Annotated in this window: 15 protein-coding genes; 14 read left to right on the forward strand and 1 reads right to left on the reverse strand. The window is 60.6% G+C overall.

Annotated elements, in window-relative coordinates:
• Positions 1–148: 148 nt before the first annotated feature.
• The 3 genes from HP062_RS19890 to HP062_RS19900 all read left to right on the forward strand — a co-directional run bounded on the left by HP062_RS19890 (position 149) and on the right by HP062_RS19900 (position 2,567).
• The gene (locus HP062_RS19890) at positions 149–1,642 is read left to right on the forward strand and encodes a YifB family Mg chelatase-like AAA ATPase (protein WP_102595399.1); all 1,494 of its coding nucleotides are present in this window, start codon (positions 149–151) and stop codon (positions 1,640–1,642) included.
• A 57-nt stretch (positions 1,643–1,699) separates the two neighbouring features.
• Positions 1,700–2,278: a hypothetical protein gene (locus HP062_RS19895; protein WP_172791917.1), complete on the forward strand. Its 579-nt coding sequence runs from the start codon at positions 1,700–1,702 to the stop codon at positions 2,276–2,278.
• 82 nt (positions 2,279–2,360) lie between these two features.
• Positions 2,361–2,567: a hypothetical protein gene (locus HP062_RS19900; RefSeq protein ID WP_178083835.1), complete on the forward strand. Its 207-nt coding sequence runs from the start codon at positions 2,361–2,363 to the stop codon at positions 2,565–2,567.
• A gap of 52 nt (positions 2,568–2,619) precedes the next feature.
• Here HP062_RS19900 and HP062_RS19905 read toward each other — a convergent pair whose 3' ends face one another.
• Complete coding sequence (locus tag HP062_RS19905; protein ID WP_172791918.1) at positions 2,620–3,831, reverse strand: aldose 1-epimerase family protein; 1,212 nt, start codon at positions 3,829–3,831, stop codon at positions 2,620–2,622.
• A gap of 266 nt (positions 3,832–4,097) precedes the next feature.
• On the opposite strand from HP062_RS19905, the gene HP062_RS19910 reads away from it, so the two are divergent.
• From HP062_RS19910 to HP062_RS19960, 11 genes are read left to right on the forward strand one after another with little or no spacing between them, the layout of a single operon-like run.
• Positions 4,098–5,474 carry an SrfA family protein gene (locus HP062_RS19910; RefSeq protein ID WP_172791919.1) on the forward strand — a complete coding sequence of 459 codons (1,377 nt, stop codon included), beginning with the start codon at positions 4,098–4,100 and terminating at the stop codon, positions 5,472–5,474.
• 17 nt (positions 5,475–5,491) lie between these two features.
• The gene (locus HP062_RS19915; RefSeq protein ID WP_172791920.1) at positions 5,492–8,557 is read left to right on the forward strand and encodes a virulence factor SrfB; all 3,066 of its coding nucleotides are present in this window, start codon (positions 5,492–5,494) and stop codon (positions 8,555–8,557) included.
• Positions 8,554–11,265 carry a putative virulence factor gene (locus HP062_RS19920; protein WP_172791921.1) on the forward strand — a complete coding sequence of 904 codons (2,712 nt, stop codon included), beginning with the start codon at positions 8,554–8,556 and terminating at the stop codon, positions 11,263–11,265. The genes HP062_RS19915 and HP062_RS19920 overlap by 4 nt, the downstream gene beginning before the upstream one ends.
• A 3-nt stretch (positions 11,266–11,268) precedes the next feature.
• The gene (locus tag HP062_RS19925; RefSeq protein ID WP_172791922.1) at positions 11,269–12,285 is read left to right on the forward strand and encodes a hypothetical protein; all 1,017 of its coding nucleotides are present in this window, start codon (positions 11,269–11,271) and stop codon (positions 12,283–12,285) included.
• Positions 12,285–14,276 (forward strand): vWA domain-containing protein, encoded by a 1,992-nt coding sequence (locus HP062_RS19930; protein ID WP_172792598.1) that lies wholly within the window; start codon positions 12,285–12,287, stop codon positions 14,274–14,276. Before HP062_RS19925 ends, HP062_RS19930 begins: the two co-directional genes overlap by 1 nt.
• 10 nt (positions 14,277–14,286) lie before the next feature.
• The gene (locus HP062_RS19935; protein WP_172791923.1) at positions 14,287–14,988 is read left to right on the forward strand and encodes an ABC transporter ATP-binding protein; all 702 of its coding nucleotides are present in this window, start codon (positions 14,287–14,289) and stop codon (positions 14,986–14,988) included.
• Positions 14,972–16,195 carry an ABC transporter permease gene (locus tag HP062_RS19940; protein WP_172791924.1) on the forward strand — a complete coding sequence of 408 codons (1,224 nt, stop codon included), beginning with the start codon at positions 14,972–14,974 and terminating at the stop codon, positions 16,193–16,195. Before HP062_RS19935 ends, HP062_RS19940 begins: the two co-directional genes overlap by 17 nt.
• A complete protein-coding gene (locus HP062_RS19945; protein ID WP_172791925.1) occupies positions 16,185–17,729 on the forward strand; it encodes an SUMF1/EgtB/PvdO family nonheme iron enzyme in 1,545 nt (514 codons plus the stop codon). Before HP062_RS19940 ends, HP062_RS19945 begins: the two co-directional genes overlap by 11 nt.
• Positions 17,730–17,774: 45 nt before the next feature.
• Entirely contained in the window at positions 17,775–18,506 is a 732-nt protein-coding gene (locus HP062_RS19950; RefSeq protein ID WP_010465143.1) for a hypothetical protein, read from the forward strand.
• A 4-nt stretch (positions 18,507–18,510) separates the two neighbouring features.
• Complete coding sequence (locus HP062_RS19955) at positions 18,511–19,017, forward strand: hypothetical protein (RefSeq protein ID WP_010465145.1); 507 nt, start codon at positions 18,511–18,513, stop codon at positions 19,015–19,017.
• Between the two features lie 57 nt (positions 19,018–19,074).
• Positions 19,075–20,496: a VWA domain-containing protein gene (locus HP062_RS19960; protein WP_154502215.1), complete on the forward strand. Its 1,422-nt coding sequence runs from the start codon at positions 19,075–19,077 to the stop codon at positions 20,494–20,496.
• Positions 20,497–20,617: the final 121 nt, after the last annotated feature.

A 20,617-nucleotide genomic window follows, 5' to 3' on the forward strand; every position in this document is an offset into this window, starting at 1 on the left:
CCCACGCTCGCTTACGCTTCATCACCAGAAAGACACTCGCAACATCCAGTGAAAGTTTGTCGCCTCATTCGTAACGCCGAAGAACAACACCCCGACTACCCTTCAAAAAACCGCAGGAAGCGGTTCCCGTAAAGCTCAAGGAACGACCATGTCCCTCTCCATCGTCCACAGCCGCGCCCAGATTGGCGTGGATGCGCCCGCCGTTACCGTAGAAGTCCACTTGGCCAACGGTTTGCCGTCCCTGACGATGGTCGGATTGCCCGAAGCGGCAGTGAAGGAAAGCAAGGACCGGGTACGCAGTGCGATTATCAATTCAGGGCTGCAATTCCCGGCACGGCGTATCACGTTGAATCTCGCTCCCGCTGACCTACCGAAGGACGGTGGACGATTTGATCTGGCCATTGCGCTGGGGATTCTGTCAGCCAGCGTGCAGGTGCCGACGTTGACGCTGGATGACATTGAGTGTCTGGGAGAGTTGGCACTATCGGGCGCGGTGAGGGCAGTTCGCGGTGTGCTGCCGGCAGCATTAGCAGCACGCAAGGCCGGGCGGACGCTGGTAGTGCCGCGGGCAAATGCAGAAGAGGCGTGTCTGGCGTCGGGGTTGAAGGTGATCGCGGTGGATCATTTGCTTCAGGCGGTGGCGCACCTTAATGGACACACTCCAATCGAGCCCTTCGTATCCGATGGCTTGCTGTACGCCAGCATGCCGTACCCCGATTTGAATGAGGTGCAAGGTCAAATGTCAGCCAAGCGCGCGCTGCTGATAGCGGCGGCAGGTGCGCATAACTTGTTGTTCAGCGGTCCGCCGGGAACAGGGAAAACCCTGCTGGCCAGTCGTTTACCGGGGCTGCTACCGCCATTGGCTGAGAATGAAGCGCTTGAGGTCGCAGCAATTCAATCGGTTTCCAGTTGCGTGCCGCTGAGCCATTGGCCGCAACGACCGTTTCGCCAACCTCACCATTCCGCATCAGGCCCGGCACTGGTCGGCGGCGGCTCACGACCACAACCCGGCGAAATTACCCTCGCCCATCATGGCGTGCTGTTCCTGGACGAACTTCCTGAATTTGATCGTAAGGTATTGGAGGTTCTGAGAGAGCCTCTGGAATCCGGCCACATCGTGATATCCCGCGCCAAGGACCGCGTGCGCTTCCCGGCGCGATTCCAATTGGTGGCAGCAATGAATCCATGTCCCTGTGGATATCTTGGTGAACCGAGTGGTCGCTGCTCCTGTACGCCGGACATGGTCCAGCGCTACCGAAACAAACTGTCGGGGCCGCTGCTGGATCGCATTGACCTGCACCTGACCGTCGCCCGAGAAGCCACCGCATTAAACCCATCACAGAAACCCGGTGACGATACAGCCACCGCTGCGGCACTGGTCGCCGACGCAAGAGAGCGTCAAAACAAGCGCCAAGGCTGCGCCAATGCATTCCTCGATCTGCCTGGCCTGCGCAAACACTGCAAGTTATCCACAGCCGATGAAAACTGGCTGGAATCCGCGTGTGAACGACTGACCTTGTCGCTCAGAGCTGCTCACCGATTGCTCAAGGTCGCCCGCACCTTAGCGGATCTTGAGCAGGTCGATGGGATCACCCGCGAGCATTTGGCGGAAGCGCTGCAATACCGACCGGCCTCAGCGTAATCGATGACTATCACAGCAAATCATTCAGATAATATTCAGAGAGAGCGTCAGTAATACATGAAGTTACTAAGAAGTCATTGGATCAGATTCGTCTATTGCCTGATAAGCATTGCTATCGTATGGGCGGCGCTATTGCAGCAGGAAATTGTTGTTGGCTCTCCGACAACCCTGAACAACTTTTCCTACATTGGCACAGTCATTACGATCGTCGCGCTAATCATTTCAATATCCGAAGTTCTGCACAGTGTTCGTTACTCACGCAGCATCAGTGCAGAAGCCAACAGAATACTCAAGGACGCAAAAGCTGTAGAGGGCGCCTCGGCCGTCAGTGAATGCATTGCGACGCTCAATGAAGCAGCAGGTTATGTGGACACCGAAAACTATCCATTGGCGCTGAAGTGCTATCAGCATTTCAGGATTCTGTTTGCCAAAATACCCGGTACAGGTCAGGAGTTCGAAAGGATTGACAATATCCTTGGAGAAACTGAAATCACCATCAGAAAAAGGGTTTTCGCGACGGCAAACGCTCCGCTCGAAAAGCCGATCAGAATCCTTCTTCACCACAATTTTGAAAACATCAAAGAAAACCTCGAAAAGGTTAACCCGGCCAGAGGGCGTCAATATGCTACCGCCTAGATTTCTCGATTTCATCAAAGCACTCACCGCGAGAACGGAGAGAGGCGAATTCTCCTGGAGTTATGACGACAACAACTCGTTTGTGAAACTCAAGGAAAATGACTTTTCTCTTTCATTGCGTTACAGCTTCAACGCCGACGAGAAATATGCGGAGTACGTTATCTATTACATCGATGAGATCGGAAATAAGGAGCATCGGTTTTATACCAACCAAACCTGGAACGACTTCGATTTCATCCGGCGTCTGTTTGATGCGGCACAAGCGTCAGAAATGAGACTTCCTTTTTAGCCTTTTGATGAGCGGTGAACACAGACTTCCACTGCTCATCTCGAAAGGCCGCTTACTCTTTGGTCAAATCCACCAGCGGCGTCTGCCTTACCTCAGTCTCCCGACCACCTTGAATCTCACTCACACGCTTCAGCGCCTTATCCACAGCCCCCTTATCCGCTAACAAGCTGTAATGGATTTGAAACTGCCTCTGCTCTTTAACCCCAATCATCGGCACCAAACCAATCGGCCGCTGATACCGACGGTTGTAAGAAAAACTCGTCCCCGGTTCCAACCCGGTCACATACCCCTGCCCTTGCGTATCCGTGTTCTTCCACAACGAAAACACCGGCAACTGCTGCGTATTGAACCCCACCGACACCCCAAGGCTCCCGGCTTTGTTATGCAACACGGTCAGCGTGTCACCCTTGGCATCGCCATAAGGCACGACGTTGTAAACCGTCTCGTCGTAGTCCTTGGTCGGTGCACGGTAAGTCTGCCAATCCGGTAAATCCCCTTTGGCCTTGTCGTTGAACGGCGACACCTGTTTAACCGGCGCAGCAAAACGCGCGCCCTGCTCCAGGAATGGCGTGCTGAAGTTGCTGTGGTACAGCGCCTGGTATTCCTTCGGGTAGTCGCCGTTGTTGGTCAACGTGTCGTTCAGGGCGAACGCTACGCTGCCGGGTTCAGTGACCAACTCAGTTACCACCGAGAAATCGACTTTTTTGAACGCCTGCTCTTTCAGCTCGCCGCGCAGGCTGATGGCATAAGGCGGTTTTTCGTCGATGTGCAGGGTGACTTTGCTGGCCGGGATGTTGGCGGCGCGGCCATGCAGGGTCAGCAGTTCGCCGTTGTCGATGCCGGGATGGCCGACCCATTCGTAGCCGCAGCGAGCCACCAGTTCGTTGAAGCCTTCGAGCCAGCCCAGTCCGCCGCGGCCGTTGAGTTCGATGAAGGACGGATTGACCACGTCCTTGACCGGAGAGTCCCAGCCCATGCGCACATCGCCGACCGATGCTTGCAACACGTTCATGCCGCGAGTGGGCACCACCGAGAGTTTCATTGTGCCGTTATCGACGTCGACGATGCTGACGCCCTCTTGCCGGCCGCCGTGCAAGGTGCGCAGGGTCACGGAGAAGGGTTTGTCGGTTTTGACACCGAGTTGCTGGCTGGTGATCTGCCAGTTCTGGGCAGCCTTGTCACTGTCGAGCAGGACGTAGTCCCAAGCCATGGCGTGGGAGGCGGACAGCGCGCCAAGGGCAACGACTAATTTGAGCGGGGTCATGGGGAAGCCTTTCTTGGAGTTGTGCATTTTTTATAGCGCTGATGAAACGATTCAGCAAGCTTAAAAAAGCGGACGTCCGAGTCTTCCCAAATCAATTCACATTGCCCCCATGCAACCTCCGCACGCTTACGCTAGTCTCATACGGTTTTGGACCTCTGCTGATTGACGGCGACATCATTATGACATTAAGGTCGCCAGCTAAATGCAGGAGCAGGAACAGACACCTTTGTCTGTCATTTTTGCGCAACGGAACATATGGAGTTTGAATGCGCGGGGCATTATTACGCAGCGGTAAGAGCGGGTCATTCACAGCCCTGGGCGAAACAGGTCAACCGGTCTATCGGGCTGCCCTGCAATTGCGCGAAGCCATTCGCCGCAAGAACCCCGACATGGTCGACCACCTGGCCATTCCTCAAAGCGATGAACTCGGCAACCAGATCGATTGGTACAGCGGTATCGAAGGCGATGTGATCCCGTGGAGCAGTGCGACCGAAGAAGAACGCGCTCCGGCCCGTCGCCAACTTGAAGCCCTGAAGGCTGCGCTTGATGAGTTGAGCCAGCGTTTCCTGGGCACGGACCCGGCCGAACAGCAGCAAGGCGACAAAGCCGTGTTCGGCAAGCTGCTCAAGCGCGTCATTCATTTCCCTGACGAAAATTTCGTCTACCTGGTGCAAGGCAAGCCGGTGCTGACCTTCTGGGGTTTCGAGCACGCCGGTACCGGTAATCGCGATCCCCTGCACTGCCTTTATCAGGTTCCGCCCGTCTTCACGCTGCCACCCGTGGTTGAAGAACCGGTGGTGGCGCCCGTCGTGCCCGTGGTAGCTCGTCCGTGGTGGCGTCGCTGGTGGTGGCTGTTGCTGCTGCCGCTCCTGTTGCTGCTGTTGTGGCTGTTGCTCGGCCTGCGCGGTTGCGTACCGATTCCGTTGGTGGCGGTGGACTTGCTGCCCGAGGGCATCGTGCCGGTGGAAAATCAGCTGGAAGAGCCACAACTGACCGGCAATGTCACAACGCTGAATGGCGTTCCCGTGACCGGCACGGTCGCTGGTTCCACCACAGGCACCGCCGTGACCGGCACCCAAGGCGCGGAAGCCCCGGCGCTCGCTGGCAACGAAGCTGACGCCGCGACTGCCGGCATCACGCAAGACCCGGCCGCCGAATCCCCAACCGCGCCACCCGCGCCACCGGAAGCCGAAGCCAAAACCGAGGCACCTGTCACCACACCGCCCGACGCACAAAAATCCGCCGCCGCAGCCGCAACCACAAAACCGGGCCCGGCCTTGAGCATTCCGCCTGACGCAGCCGACGGTGCCGCCAAGTTCCTCGACGGTCAGTACCGCGCCGGTGCCGGCATTCAGGATCGCCGGACCGGCAAGCCGCTGCGCCTGGAATACCAGCTCAAGGACGGTAAGGGCGAAGTCACCGTACACCAGGCCGACGGCACGAAATGCAGCGGGCCGGTGAGCGCTACCATGAAAGGCGGCAGCCTCGCCATCGACAGCCAGGGCCAGGCCGTGTGCGGCGATGGCAGCACTTACGACATGCCCAAGGTCAACTGCCGCAAAGGGGCGACCACGGTCGCGGACTGCACCGGCGGTTACGGAAAAGATCAATTCCCCATGTCCATGCGGCAAATGGGCGAATAAGACTGGAATAACCCGACATGTTGCCTGAAGTCACCCAATTCGAAGACACCGTCACGCTCGTCAGTGACACCGGTATCCAGTTCATGGATTTCGCCCTGCGCCTGGATCCTCGCAAGGAACCGGCGGGCGAGTTCGCGCCGATGATCAGCGGGCTGATCTGCCGGCTGATGTACAACGAAGAGAAAGACTTCTACTTCTACGAGCCCGAACCGGAAAAGGTCGAGAAGGCCAAGCCGGCGTTCAGCGTCGACATGAAAAGCAGCCTCGAGCTGCTGGACGGTGTCTGGCTGCCGACGCCGTTTTTCCGTTTCATGCCGCCGCACCGCTTCGACGAAGGCCCGACCAACTGGTCGCGGATGCGCCTGGTGAAACTGGCCACGCCAGACATCGACGGCAACACCCATCGCCTGACGATGGCGTTCGACAGCCGCGTCATGCCCAAGCGTGACGGCACCGCCTACCTGGCGCCGAACGAAGAAGACATCAGCTCCGGCGTGTCCTTCAAACTGGCGACCAAGGCCAGCGAAACCCGTTGGTTCCTGGCCCAGCCATGGGTCAACGAATGGCTGCTCGAAGTGTTCAACGAAGGCAATGCCCATCGTTCCCGCGAAGAGCTGGACATCGACATCCGCGCCAACCATCACCTGGCGCACTACCTCAACCTGCTGAGCCTGTTGAGCACGCCGTCTGCGGCAGCGCAGTCGACCGCCAGGCCGAAGGTGGAAATCCCTGAGCTGAAAGTGGTGGCCAACGACAGCAATGGCCTGGTCAAACCGATTCCGGTGGACCTGGTGCTGGACGTCGGCAACTCACGCACCTGCGGCATCCTGATCGAGAACCACGGTCAGGCCGGCTCCGGGCTGAAGCAGAATTACGTGCTGGAACTGCGCGACCTGATCACCCCCGAACACACCTACAACCTGCCGTTTGAAAGCCGTGTGGAGTTTGCCCAGGCGTATTTCGGCAAGGACCACTGCTCGGTCAAGAGCGGCCGTCACGATGCGTTCCAGTGGGCGACGATCGCCCGGGTCGGCAACGAGGCCAGCCGTCTGGCCAGCCGCCGTCGCGGCACCGAAGGCTCGACGGGCCTGTCCAGCCCTAAACGTTACCTGTGGGATGAAAACGCCTACGGCCACGGCTGGCGTTTCAACTGCTCGTACATCAAGACCGACAACGAGCCCTACGCCACCGCCGCGCCGTTCTCGCACCTGATCAACGAAACCGGCGAGGCGCTTTACAGCCTCGAAGAAGACGATCGTCTGCCGGTGTTCATGCCGCGTTACTCGCGCAGCTCGCTGATGACCTTCATGCTCGCCGAGGTGCTGGCCCAGGCGCTGTCGCAAATCAACAGCCCGGCCCAGCGCTCGCGCCAGGGTCACACCCGCGTACCGCGCCAGCTCAACAGCATCACCCTGACCGTGCCGCCGGGCATGCCCCAGGCCGAGCGCAGCATTCTCAACGAACGCATGCAGCAGGCCATCGGCCTGGTGTGGAAAAGCCTCGGCTGGCACGCCGGCGAGGAAGATCCGCATCAGGATCAGGCCGTCAGCCCGCGCACGCCGATCCCGAGCATCCGCGTGGAATGGGACGAAGCCTCCTGCGGCCAGTTGGTGTACCTGTACACCGAGGTCAACGAGAACTTCGCCGGTCACCCGGAAGAGTTTTTCGACACCATCGCCCGGCCAGACAAGACCGACCGCGAACGCATCACCCTGGCGACCATCGACATCGGCGGTGGCACCACCGACCTGGTCATCACCGACTATCGCCTCGACCGCGCCGGCAACACCGGCAGCGGCAGCAACGTGCACATCGTGCCCGAGCAGCGTTTCCGCGATGGCTTCAAAGTGGCCGGCGACGACATCCTGCTGGACGTGATTCAGGACTTCATCCTGCCGAGCTTCGAGAAAGCCTTGCAGAACGCCGGTGTAAAAGCCCCGGATTCGCTGATGTCGCGGCTGTGCGGCGACGAATCGGTCAGCGCCCAGGACATGATTCTGCGCCAGCAACTGAACCTGCAGGTGTTCGCACCGCTGGGCCTTGCGTTACTTAAGGCCTACGAGCATTACGACCCGCAAGTCCCGCAGGAAGTCAGCCCGCAAAGCTACCGCCAGTTGCTGGGCGACAACGCGATCAGCCAGACCGTCCTTGACTACGTCAACGCCGCCGTGCGCCGCGATGTCGGGGGCCAGAGCGGTTTCGACCTGTACGAATCGCTGATCGGCTTCGACCTGCAAAAGCTTCACGCCGCGTTTCTCAACGATCAGATCAACATCACCAAGATCCTCGGCGCACTCTGTGAAGTGGTCGCGCACTATCCGTGCGATGTTCTGCTGCTGACTGGCCGCCCTTCGCGTCTGCCGGGCATCCAGGCGTTCATTCGCAAGGTTCTGCCGCTGCCACCGGGGCGCATTCTGGCGCTGCAAAACTATCGCACCGGCGGCTGGTACCCGTTCCACAAGAACGGCCGCATTGACGACCCGAAAAGCACCGCTTCGGTGGGCGCGATGTTGTGCCTGTTGTGCGCCAACCACAGCGTGCCGAACTTCTACTTCCGCTCTTCGGCGCTCAAACCGTATTCGACGGTCAAGCACATCGGCGTCATCGACCTGAACAACGTGATCAAGGATGCCGACGTGCTGTACCGCGACATCCAGTCCGAAGACTACAAAATCAAGTTGCCGGAAATCGGCACGGGCGATGACGCCGACACGCCGCAGCTGGAAATGCGCGGCGACCTGCGTCTCGGTTTCCGCCAGTTGGCCGCTGATCGCTGGGCGGCTTCGCCGCTGTACATCCTGCGGTTCACCAAGGCCGGCCGGGAAAAGTTCTCCCGGGCGATTGGAGAAAACGGCAGCGCGCCGCTGCTCAAGGTACGCTTCGAGGTCAAGGCGGCCGACAAGTACACGCGCAAGCAGGATCTGGTCAGCGACCGCCTTTCGGTTCGCGACATCGAATCCAACAGTAACAACGTCAACTTCAACCCGCGCAGCGACCTCGAGCTGGAACTCAACACCATGCTCGACGCCGGCCTGCGCGAGACCAAGTACTGGCTCGACAGTGGAAGTGTGAAACGCAAATGAATGACCTGACCCCCGATCAAACTCAGCTCTCTGCCAGTTGGGCCGCTGTTTATGAAGGTGCCGGTCAGGCGCTGGACTGGATTGCCCAGACGCGCGGCAACGCGCCGCGCCTGGACAGCGAAGCCGATAACCTGAACATCCGCCTGCACCGTGCCCGCAACCTGGCTCACAGCCTCGGCCGCGTGGCCTGCACGCCGATGACCATTGGCTTTTTCGGCTTGTCCCAGGCCGGCAAGTCCTACCTGATTTCGGCCCTCGCGGCAGGTCAGAATGGCAAACTGGAAACCGATTTCGGTGGCCAGCGCCTGGACTTCATCAAGCACATCAACCCGGTGGGTGGCGGCAAGGAAGCCACCGGCCTGGTGACGCGCTTCAGCCGCCGCGCCACGCCGAGCCAGGATCCGCAGTTCCCGGTCGAACTGACGCTGTTCAAGGAAATCGAGCTGGCGAAGATTCTCGCCAACTCGTGGTTCAAGGACTTCGACCTTGAGCGGATCTCCTACGAGATCGACGAAGCGCGCATCCAGCGCGTGTTGAAACCATTCGAAGGGCGCGAGACCGGGCCGCTGCAACCGGGCGTCAGCGCTGACGATCTGGTGTCGCTGTGGGATTACCTGCGCGATAACTTCCGCAACTCGGTGAAGAAGCTTGAGCACCTGTATTGGCCCACGGCGTTGCAACTGGCGCCACGCCTGAATTTCCAGGAGCGTGCCGAGCTGTTTTCCATCCTTTGGGGTGAGCAAAGCGAGCTGACGCGCGTTTACCAGCAATTGGCCGGCGCGCTGCACAAGCTGGGCCTGCCCGAGACCGTCTTCGCGCCATTGAAGGCTTTGGTAAGTTTCGAAAACGACACCTACAGCCAGCGCGACAGCATCATGAACGTCGACATCCTCGAGCGCTTCGGCAGCCCGCGGGACTTGCCGATCGACGTGCGGCCCCGGGTCGACGGACGCCTGCAAAACAGCCAGGGCATCCCGGTCGCGCAACTGGCGGCACTGACCGCCGAGATGACTTTCGGGTTGATCGAAGCCCCGGCGGACGACATCGTCAACCAGGTCGACTTGCTGGATTTCCCCGGTTATCGCGGGCGCAAGAAGCTGCACGAGATCGCCAACTCCAACGACCCGGAATCCGCCACCAAGGACAACTCCGTCTCGCAGCTGATTCTGCGCGGCAAGGTCGCTTACCTGTTCGAACGCTACACCGACAACCAGGAAATGAACGCGCTGGTGGTCTGCACCGGCTCGACCAAACAGAGCGACGTCAACGACGTCGGCCCGGTGCTGACGCGCTGGATCGAAAAGACTCAAGGCGCCGACGCGGCCGCCCGCAGTAAACGCGACACCGGTCTGATCTGGGCGCTGACCATGCTCGACCTGCGCATCACCAACTCCCTGAGCCTGACGCCTGATCAGTACGACGAGAGTTGGAACGGCATGGTCAAGCTGACCATGCTCGAACGCTTCGGCAGCCTAAGCTGGATGAACGACTGGGCCGGCACGCCTTTCCAGAACACCTTCCTGGTGCGTAAACCGCGCATGGATGCCGCATTCATCGTGCAAGACGCCAGCGGCGCCGAAACCGGCCTCAACCCCAGCTACCTGGAGCGCGTCGACGCCCTGGGCACAAGCTTTGCCGGCAACGAACTGGTGTGCAAACACATCAACAATCCCGCCAACGCCTGGAAAGAAATGCTGCGCAACGATGACGGTGGCATCAGCCATTTCAGCGGCAGTTTCAAGGGCGTGGCCAACATTGAATTCAAACTGCAGCGCATCCGCGAGCAGCTCAGCGAATGCCTCGAAGGCCTGACCACTCACGGCCTGAGCACCTGGTATCACGCCGACGGTGACGGCGCCGCAGCCGCCAAAAAAGCCCAGGCGCAGATGATACTGACGGGCCTGGGCCGTCGTCCGGCCGTGCTCGGCGAGTTCATCGATGAACTCGACATGCCCAGCGAGTCGGTGCGCGACCTGTACCTCAGCGGTGTGTACGAAACCGATGACGCGCCCGCCGCCAGCGATGAGCCGGCCACGCCGACACCGAGCCAGAGCCTGTACGGCAACGACGCCGGGTTCGATTTTGATTTCGGCGACGACCTGAGTCACGACACACCGGCCGCCAGTAAATCCAACACCCCGACGCCGGAACTGCAAAGCAACGAACACCGCTTCGCCAAAGCCGCGTTCAAGGCCTGGATTGCACACCTGCGCGAACTGACCACCCGGCAAAGCCTGCTCACCCTGCTAGGACTGGAAAAGGCGTTGATCGAAGCGGTGGTCGACGAATTGATCACGGCCGGTTACCGCCAGGACTTGCCCGGCCAACTGAGCCGTGCGGTGCTCAAGCGTGCACAAAGCGGCGCACGGCGCGATCAACTGGTCGAACGCCAGGTGCTGGAAGTGCAACGCGTGCTGCGCGACTTCGTGTCCTGGTTCGGCTACCTGCAAAAACCGGTCAACGAGCGCCCGAACAGCCGTGCCGGTGCCAAGGCGCCCTTGTTCTCGTTCTATACCGACATCGGTCCGGGACAAGTGCCGGTGTTGCCGCCGCAACCGGCGAACCAGGCGCAGCGGTATCTGGGCGACTGGCTCTCGGGCCTGGCCTACATCACGCAGGACAACGCCGGCCATGGTGCCGGTCGCGAAATCACCCCTGAACAGAATGAACGGCTGGGCCAAGTGCTCACAGCCTTCACAGCGAGATAAGCAATGCCAATTCGTGTCGACCTGCTCGCCTTAGAACCCAACGTGCCTGGCCAGGCGTGCCTCACTGTGAAGAAATGGCAGGGTGGCGAAGAACAGCTGGAGTTCTCCATTCAGCGTAACCAGGACGGGTTCTACCTCCAGGATCAGAAAGCCTGGAGCAGCAATCCGTTCTGGTTCAAGGTCTCGCGCTTCAGCGTTGCAGCCAGTGGTGAAGCCCTTGAAGCCCAGGTCGGCCCGGAAGTGGTCGATCCGTTGCTCGAAGGCGGCGCCAATTCGCAATTCATGATCGAGCTACGCGAACAGAGCCAAGGGCACACCGACAAAGGCGTGGTCCGGCCAGGCGTCGGGTTGCTGCCGTCCACGGCCGGTGGCCAGACGCGTTCGACTTACGGTGGTGCAGACTTGAGCGCACCTGCTGCACCGGAACCCGAAATTCCAGAGCTGCCGGAATTGGTCCTGAACACCGCCGAGCCAGAAATCGAACTGGAATCGGTGCCAAACGAACCTGCTTACACACCGCCTCCACCCCCGGTAAAGAAAAGCAAAAAAGGCCTCATCGGCCTCGCGCTCATCGTGCTGTTGCTGGTGGCCGCAGCGGCCGGGTTCTGGTTCTACAAACGTACTCCGGTCCCCGCCCCGGCCATCGCTGCCGCCGTACCGGCCGGTGCCGATGCGCAAGCCTGCACCCTCGACAGCATGAACAGCCTGCCCGAGCTGACCTTCGTCCAGACCTGCATCAAGGCCGCGCCCGACAGTGCCAAGTTGCTGGAGATCATCAACGAAGCCAAGGCCGGCAAACATTGCGGTGTTGCCCAGCGTCTGTACGCCAACCGTGCCCAGGCCGGTGACGCGCTGATCGCAAATGCCTATGCCCGCGAGTACGACCCTAAATACCTGAAAGCCAGCGAGTGTTTCCCGGCCGCGGACAACGCCACCGCCGCCTACTGGTATGAAACGATCCTGACCCAGGACCCGAACAACGCCGAAGCCAAGCAGCGTTTCGAGGAGTTGCAGAAGTGATGCGTTCTCCCCTGAGTCGTTTCCTGCTGAGCGGCGCCGCGCTGTTGGCACTGTGCATCAGCCCGTTGTCCCAGGCCGAAGACAAACCGCTGATCCAGGCCGGTAAAAAGACCTTGTTCCAGCGCGTACTGACCACCCCGGGCTGCAAACTCAGCCCGACGGCAGGCGGCGCGGCAGGCGATGCGCAACCAGTCTTCAGCCGCTTCTACGTTTATGAGCGTGCTCAAGCGGCCAACGCCGAGTGGCTCAAAGTCGGCCCCGACAGTTACGGCAAAACCATTGGCTGGTTGCCCGCCAGCTGCACCACCGACTGGAAAATGCAGCTGACACTGGCGTTCACCAACCCGGCCAACCGCGACCGGCTGCTGTTCTTCAAGGATCGCGCCACTGTCGAGGGCATCCTTGATGCACCGGACCCGGTGAGCAAAGTCGCCCCGCTGCGGGCCACGCTGAAAAAGGGCAAGCAAGCACCGGGCGTGCTCGCCGAAGAACCTGAATACTTCGTCGATCTGCAAAAGCAGTTCTACCTGCTACCGGTCCTCAGCGGCGAAGAAGTGATGACCGAAGGCGGTTTCCGCACGCGGCTGCTGAACGTCGCATCGGTCAGCAAGCCCGATGACCAGAACGCCAAGGGTGGTGCGGCCAACAGCGCGGCCGGTGGCAAGGAAGCCGAGGACAAGGCGGCCAACCAACTGAAGGAATTCACTGCAGCGGTGGTGTTTGTCATCGACTCGACGATCTCGATGGACCCGTACATCGACCGCACCCGCGAGGCGATCCGCAAGGTCTATCAGCAGATCGAATCGCAGAACCTCGGCAAGCAGGTCAAGTTCGGCCTGGTGGCGTTCCGCTCCAACACCCAGGCGGTGCCAGGCCTGGAATACACCACCAAAATGTATGCCGACCCGACTCAAGTGAAGGACAGTTCCGACTTCCTCGCCAAGGTCGCCGACCTCAAACAAGCCAAAGTATCGAGCAGCAGTTTCGACGAAGACGCCTTTGCCGGTGTCATGGAGAGCATCGACAAGGTCGACTGGAGCCAGTTCGGTGCGCGCTACGTGGTGTTGATCACCGACGCGGGCGCCATCGAAGGCGACGACAAACTGTCGAAAACCGGTTTGAGCGCCTCGCAGGTTCGCCTCGAAGCTGCCAACCCGGGCGTGGCGATTTATACCCTGCACCTGAAAACCCCGGCCGGAATCAAGGACCACGCCAAGGCCGAGGCGCAGTATCAGAATCTGTCGACCTACCCGGGCACCAACACCTCGCTGTATTACCCGGTGAACGCGGGCGACATTCAGGAGTTCGGGCGCAAGGTGGATTCGCTGGCCACCGCGATCACCTCGCAAGTGAAAGCCGCCTACATGGGCGAAGACGCCATCGGCAGCGCGGTGAACGCCAAGCAGGACCCGGCCGAGAAGAAAATGCTCGAAGACGCGGCGCTGATCGGCCACGCCATGCAACTTGCCTATCTGGGCGAGAAGACCAACAGCAAGGCACCGCCAGTGTTCAAGGCGTGGATCACTGACCGTGACCTGATCAAGCAGAACGTCCCGACCACCGACGTGCGGGTGCTGCTGACCAAATCCCAGCTCAGCGACTTGAGCGACGTGATGAAGCAGATCCTCGATGCGGCCAACGAAGGCCTGATCTCGCCGACGGACATGTTCGAGCGCCTGCGCTCGGTGGCCGCCACCATGGGCGCCGATCCCAATCAGCTCAAGCAGAACGGCAACACCAAACTGGCGGACATGGGCGTGCTCGGCGAGTACCTCGAAGACCTGCCGTATCAGAGCGAAGTGCTGAACCTGGACGAAGAAACCTGGAAGAGCTGGGATGGCCTGGCGCAGGAGAAATTCATCCGCACGCTCAATACCAAACTGCGGCACTACCAGCGTTACAACGCTGACGTCGACCGTTGGGTGGCTTTAGCCAAGGACAGCGATGCACGGGACAACGTGTACCCCGTGCCACTGGAAATGATGCCTTAACGAGACGCCGATGCTCGATATCAAGAACCTGCTGGTGCGCCGAGGAGAAGGTGCGCTGGCTCATCATGTGCGCCTGCCGCACCTGCACGTCGGTGCCGGGGAAATACTCGCCATCACCGGCGAGAGCGGCAGCGGCAAAAGCACGTTGCTCGAAGCCATCGGCCTGTTGCTGGCGCCGATAGAGCTCGAGCGTTTTCGGCTGGGCGCAACGCAGGATCAAGACATCGCACAATTGCTGGCCAGCGATGACCAGCCGGCCCTGGCGGCGGTGCGTTCGCGGCACTTGGGATTCATTTTGCAGAGCGGCGGTTTGCTGCCGTTTTTGAGCGTGCGCGACAACATCAGCCTGCCCCGTCGTTTGCTCGGCATGCCGGTCAAGAGCGCGCACATCGATCACGCGGTTGAGGTGCTGCGCCTGCAAGGCTTGCTGGATAAACACCCTCAAGCGTTGTCGATCGGTGAACGCCAACGCGTGGCCTGCGTGCGGGCGATTGCGCATGAGCCGCTGCTGCTGTTGGCCGACGAGCCGACAGCGGCACTCGACCCGCACAGCGCCCGGCGCTTGTTCGAATTGTTGATGAGCCTGGTGTCGAGCATGGGCCTGAGTGCGCTCGTTGTGTCCCATGACTGGGCCTTGCTGAAGGATTTCGGCTTGCCGCGACTCGGCGCTATCAGCCATCAGGGAGAGACTCTGTTTGAACCGATGGACTGACCGCTTGCGCCTGCTCGCAACGCTGGCCCTGCAAGACCTCTGGCACGACCGCAAGGTGTCGTTGTGCATCGCCGCCTCGCTGGTGGCGGTGATCGCGCCGCTGTTGCTGCTGTTCGGCCTCAAGCACGGCGTGGTCAGCCAGTTGCAGGACGAACTGCTGCGCGACCCGCGCAACCTTGAAGTAAAGATGCTCAGCAACGGCAACTACGACAGCGCCTGGATCGAACGGGTGCGCCAGCGTCCCGAGACCGGATTTGCCCTCGGCCAGACCCGCTCGCTCAACACCCAGGCAGACTTGCTGATGGGCATGCAACGGTTTGTCGAAGGCGCGGAAATCATCGCCACCGAACCCGGCGACCCGCAGTTGAACCTGCCACAACTCAACCCGACCGGCGACCAAGTGATCCTCAGCGCCCGCGCCGCGCAACGCTTGCAGGCCAAGGTCGGCGACCGCGTGCAACTGCGCGTGTTGCGCCGACTGGAAGGCATCAACGAGCGCGGCGAGATGACGCTGACTGTGCTGGCAGTGCTCGACGGCGCTCGTTTCGGCCGCGCAGCCGGGTTTGTTGCCCCTCCGTTGTTGCTGGACCTGGAGCGCTTTCGCGACGGTTATCAGGTCAGCGCATTCGGCATCGAAACCGGCAAGCCGTTGGGCGATCTGCAACCGCTGTATGCCCGCGCCCGCCTTTATGCCCGCGACATCGATCAAGTGGCGCCGCTGGAACGCTGGCTCAACGAACAACACATCGAAACTTCAAGCCGACTGGCCGACATCGACAACGTCAAAGCCATCAACCATGTGCTGGGGCTGATCTTCGGGGTTATCGCCCTCGCCGCGCTGATCGGCTGTGTGGCGTCGATGGTCGGGGCGTTCCTGGCCAACATCGACCGCAAGCGCAAAAGCCTCGCGGTGCTGCGCCTGCTGGGTTTCAAACGCACGGCGGTCGCCGGTTTCGTGGTCTTGCAAGCGCTGGTGCTGAGCCTGGCCGGCTACCTCGGTGGATTGGGCTTTTACGCTGTCGGCAGCCATTTGTTCGACTACCTGCTCGGCAGCAGCCAGGCCACCGGCACTTTTGTTTGCCACATCACACTCTGGCACGGCCTCGCCGCCCTGCTCCTGACCTTTCTGGTCGCTGCACTGGTGGCCGTGATCGGCGCCGTGCGAGCGATCAACATCCAACCTGCGGAGAGTCTGCGTGAGCTATAAACGTTTTGGCTTGCTGTTGCCCCTGAGCCTCGGCTACTTGCTCGACGCTTCGGCGGCGGGCTGGGAAGAGAAGTATTACAACCCGATGCCCGAGGCCAGCGACGTCGTGCTGCCGATGCCGTGCGAAGGCTCGATGGTGTTTCGCAAGGTGTTCATTCCGGTCGCCGGACCGCTTGACGACTACCCGATCAACATCGGCCAGGACGGCGCGGAATACGGCTACGTCGAACAAACCCGGCCGACCTTCATCGCCGGCAGTTTCACCGGCGCCAAGAATGACAAATCCCGCTACTACCTGATGGCCAAGTACGAGATGAGTCAGCTCCAATACGCCGCGCTGACCGAAGAAACCTGCCCCACCGCCGCCACCAAAATGCGCCTGCCGCAAGTGTCCGTGAGCTGGGTGCAGGCGGTCGAAGCGGCCGACAAATACAACCTGTGGCTGCGCAAAAACGCGGCCGGCAAATTGCCGAAAGAAGACGGCGCACTGGGCTTCCTGCGCCTGCCGACGGAAGTCGAGTGGGAGTTCGCGGCGCGCGGTGGCCTGGAAGTCGGCGCAGCGGAATTTCGCGATACGCGCTACCCGATGCCCGACGGTATCAACGCCTACGAGTGGTTCGCGGGGGCGCAATCGTCCAACGGCAAACTGCAATTGTCCGGCCTGCAAAAGCCTAATCCATTGGGCTTGCACGACATGCTCGGCAACGTCGACGAGATGATGTTCGAGCCGTTCCGCCTGAACAAACTCGACCGCCAGCACGGCCAGGCCGGTGGCTATGTGGTCCGTGGCGGCAACTACCTGACCGCCCAGGCCGACCTGCGCACCGGCTTGCGCAAGGAAGAGCCGTACTACAACGCCGAAGGCCAGGTGAAAAACAAAACCACCGGTATGCGACTGGTGCTGGTCTCGCCGACCCTGACGTCCCGCGAGCGTGTCGCCAGCATTGAAAGCAGCTGGAAGAAACTCGGCACCGGCAGCAAGGAAACCGAGTCGGCTGATAAAGGCACCGTTCAGTCACTGAACACCCTGGCCTCGGGCATCGAAGACAAGGCGCTCAAGGAAAAGCTTCAGGCGCTGGAAAACCAATTGCGCGCCAGCAACCAGCAGCAGGAAGAAACCCGCGACCAGGCGATCCGCGCCAGCCTCAACCTCGGTGCGTTCCTGTGCACCAAAATGCTCGACGACGGCCAGTACGTGGACTTCTTGCAGAAGAACTACAAGCTGAACTGCGAATCCGCCGATAAAGACGCCAGTTGCGACATGCGCAAAGGCAAGCTCGACGAGCAGAAGGATCGCCTGCACAAACTCAGCCGTTACTACGCCAGCAGCCTGGTGGAATCGGCAACCTTGTATGGCCAGCCGCTGCTGGAAGCGCAGGTGCCGGTGATGGAAGAAATCATCACCCGCAACAAGCAGCTGCAAGAACTCAAACCCTATTTGCGCACCCACTGGGCCAATCAGAAGACCTTCCTGCAAAAGCAGAAGATCGACACCGATGCCTGGCTGACCAGTTGCAAAACCGTCACTCAATAACTTACTCAACAACAACAGCCAACACCGTCACCAAGGAGTTTCACCATGTCGCGCAGCCTCTGGACTCGCTTCAAGCTACAGATCGCTTTTGTCATCACTGGCAGCCTGTTGCTGACAGGTTGTGCCAACACCGGCAGCTCGATGCTCGGTGGCAGCGAGGGGGCCGACCCGCGTCTGACCCAAGGCAATGACGCAGAGTTTTTCAGCAAATCCGGTTACCAGGCCTGTGCGGTCGGCGCCGGTGTCGGCATCCTCGGTTGCGCACTGTCCAATAGCAGCAACAAGGCGGTCTGCGCCATCGCCGCCGGTATTACCGCGTGTGGCGTGGCCATGGGCGCGAACTATTACCTGGATCAACGTCGCAGCGAATACTCCGACACCACCACCCGCCTGGCGAAGATGAACAGCGACGTCGAGCAAGACACCCAGAACGTGATCGCCCGTACCGCGACCGCTCAGCAAGTCATCAATGATGACCAGGCGCAAATCGCCCAGATCAAAAAAGACATCGCCAACAAGAAAGTCGACAAGGCCAAGGCCCAAGTGCAAATCGCCGAGATCGATTCGAACATCGCGCGCCTGCGTAAAGACCTCGGCAACATGCGCACCAAGGTCACCGAGTACACCAAAGTGGCGGATGCCGAGCGTGCACAAGGCGCCGGTGCCGAGATCAAGCAGGTGGACATGAACATTTTGAAAATGAACCAGAAAGTCGCCGCCCTGCAAAAGGAAGTCGACGGTCTGTACAACCAGCGTTCCGCGATCACCCTGGGCTAAGCACATGACTCTACGACAGCTGGCGGTCCTCACCGCCGTCCTGGCCCTGAGCGGTTGCGCGACGAAGCCGGGCGAATGCGATGCGACCAATCGCGACAGCAGCATGCTGACCAAGATGAACTGCGACTACTCTGGTGGTTATAGCGACCAGGTCAAACAGAAGGAACTGGCCCTGACCGCGTCCCGCCAGGAAAACGCGATGTTCCGCCAGGTGTACGAGAACATTCAGGCCCAGCAGCTCAGCACCAAGACCGATCTGGCCAGCCAGCAGAAGTCCCAGGCGGCGCTGAACCAGTCGCTGGGCCAGTTGCTGACCTCGCTCAAGGCCCGGCATGGCAACCAAAGCCAGGTGCAGAAGCAGATTGCCGGGCTCGAGCAGCAGCTCAAGGCCTCCCAGGCAGCGCCCGTGACCAAGACCTCACCCGCGACGCTGGCTGCCAAGCAGGAACAACTGAAGGCCTTGCAGAAGAAAGTGAATCAGCTGCAATTCAGCCTCGGTTACGAAGAGTAACTTTTCACCCCGCAGGCCTGCCGATGGCGGCCTGCACCCTTTTCAGGAATCGTCGTCATGCAGCGGGTCATCAGGGATGCGCAAGCCACACCAGAGGGGATGAGTGCGCTGCAAGCCAAAGTCGCCCTCATCCAGAAACACTTTCCGCCGACCGTCGCCAGCCTCTTCGCCATCCCGCGAATGGGCAGCGGTGACGTGCTGGAATGGTGGACTGAACTGGGTGGCCAACCCACGCCCTATGCCGACCTCAACGAGGACGCGCAACGACGTTTGCTGGAAACCTATGAAGTGCGTCAGACGTCCCTTGGACAGTTGGCGGACGAACTGCAAAAACGCGGTCAGCCCGCCGTAGCGGATGACCTGCGCAGCCTGCTCGGCACGCCCGAGCTGGATAAACTCTACAGCCTCAACGGCGAGCCGCTGGTGGTGCGCTGGAACCAGCGCCCGCCCAAACCGATCGTGCCGCCGGTTGTTCCAGTGGTGCCGGTAGTGCCGCCGTCGCGTCGCGGCTGGTGGATCGCGGCGGCCTTGCTGGCGCTGCTGTTGCTGCTTCTGGCGCTGTGGCTTTGGTGGTTCTTGCACCGTGAACCCGTTGTCGTGGTTCCACCTGTAGCGCCAGTGGTGACGCCGGTCGAGAAACCGGTTGAGAAACCGGTTGAGCCTGTTCCCGAGCCTGTCGTGGAACCCGAGCCGGTTCCAGAACCGGAACCCGTGCCAGAACCGGTGCCGGTGCCGGTGCCGGAACCCAAGCCCGTCCCGCCACCAAAACCGGTCGTGGCCGCCCCGCCACCGGCCCCGACGCTGGACAACTTCGCTTGCCGCAAAAAAGCGCCCAACGCAGAGATCCCGCAATTTGTGGTGGTGCTCGACACTTCGGGTTCGATGGATTTGAACATCAAGTCAGTGAAAGCCGACGAGGACTGGTTCTTCGGCAACGAGCTCAACAAGTACCTGGATGTGAACCGCACCACGCAGATCTTCGCCAAACCGAGCCGCATGGACGTCGCCAAGGACTCGCTGGCCGGCATGATCAACGGGCTGGACCCGAAGATCGACACGCGCCTGATCACCTTCGCCGGCTGCGAAAGAACGCCGGACCAGGGCGTGTTCAAGTTCGGCGACCGTCAGCGGCTGATCAACGGGATTCGAGGCCTGGTGCCCAACGACGGCACACCGCTGGCCGACAGCCTGGCCCACGCGGCAAGCACCGTCGACGGGCGCAATAACGACGCCGTGATCGTGATGTTCGTCGACGGTGAGGACGGTTGCCAGAAAGACGTGTGCGCCGTGTCCCGCCAAATCGCCAGGGATCAACCGCGGCTGCGGGTCAACGTAGTGAAAATCGGTGCCGGCGGCCCGTCACGTTGCATCGCTGAAAACACCGGCGGCCGGGTTTACAGCAGCACCAATGCGGCGGAGCTGGGCAAGCAGTTGAAACTGGCGAGCAAGGAAGTGTCGAGCAATGCCAAGTGTGATTGATCGTCTGATCTGAACATTGAGATGAGCCCTTCGCGGGCAAGCCTCGCTCCCACAGGTGATATGCCGTTCACAAAAGAGTGGAACGCCACATGCCCCTGTAGAAGCGAGGCTTGCCCGCGAA

Origin of the sequence: Pseudomonas sp. B14-6 (assembly GCF_013260315.1) — a bacterium.
Taxonomy (GTDB): Bacteria; Pseudomonadota; Gammaproteobacteria; order Pseudomonadales; family Pseudomonadaceae; genus Aquipseudomonas; species Aquipseudomonas mandelii.

Bases quoted from the DNA above. Each gene is read 5' to 3' on its own strand.
- HP062_RS19925 (WP_172791922.1), top strand. From the start codon at position 11,269: ATGCCAATTCGTGTCGACCTGCTCGCCTTAGAACCCAACGTGCCTGGC.
- HP062_RS19955 (WP_010465145.1), top strand. From the start codon at position 18,511: ATGACTCTACGACAGCTGGCGGTCCTCACCGCCGTCCTGGCCCTGAGC.
- HP062_RS19960 (WP_154502215.1), top strand. From the start codon at position 19,075: ATGCAGCGGGTCATCAGGGATGCGCAAGCCACACCAGAGGGGATGAGT.
- HP062_RS19905 (WP_172791918.1), bottom strand. From the start codon at position 3,831: ATGACCCCGCTCAAATTAGTCGTTGCCCTTGGCGCGCTGTCCGCCTCC.
- HP062_RS19895 (WP_172791917.1), top strand. From the start codon at position 1,700: ATGAAGTTACTAAGAAGTCATTGGATCAGATTCGTCTATTGCCTGATA.
- HP062_RS19915 (WP_172791920.1), top strand. From the start codon at position 5,492: ATGTTGCCTGAAGTCACCCAATTCGAAGACACCGTCACGCTCGTCAGT.
- HP062_RS19935 (WP_172791923.1), top strand. From the start codon at position 14,287: ATGCTCGATATCAAGAACCTGCTGGTGCGCCGAGGAGAAGGTGCGCTG.
- HP062_RS19890 (WP_102595399.1), top strand. From the start codon at position 149: ATGTCCCTCTCCATCGTCCACAGCCGCGCCCAGATTGGCGTGGATGCG.
- HP062_RS19920 (WP_172791921.1), top strand. From the start codon at position 8,554: ATGAATGACCTGACCCCCGATCAAACTCAGCTCTCTGCCAGTTGGGCC.
- HP062_RS19930 (WP_172792598.1), top strand. From the start codon at position 12,285: ATGCGTTCTCCCCTGAGTCGTTTCCTGCTGAGCGGCGCCGCGCTGTTG.
- HP062_RS19910 (WP_172791919.1), top strand. From the start codon at position 4,098: ATGCGCGGGGCATTATTACGCAGCGGTAAGAGCGGGTCATTCACAGCC.
- HP062_RS19950 (WP_010465143.1), top strand. From the start codon at position 17,775: ATGTCGCGCAGCCTCTGGACTCGCTTCAAGCTACAGATCGCTTTTGTC.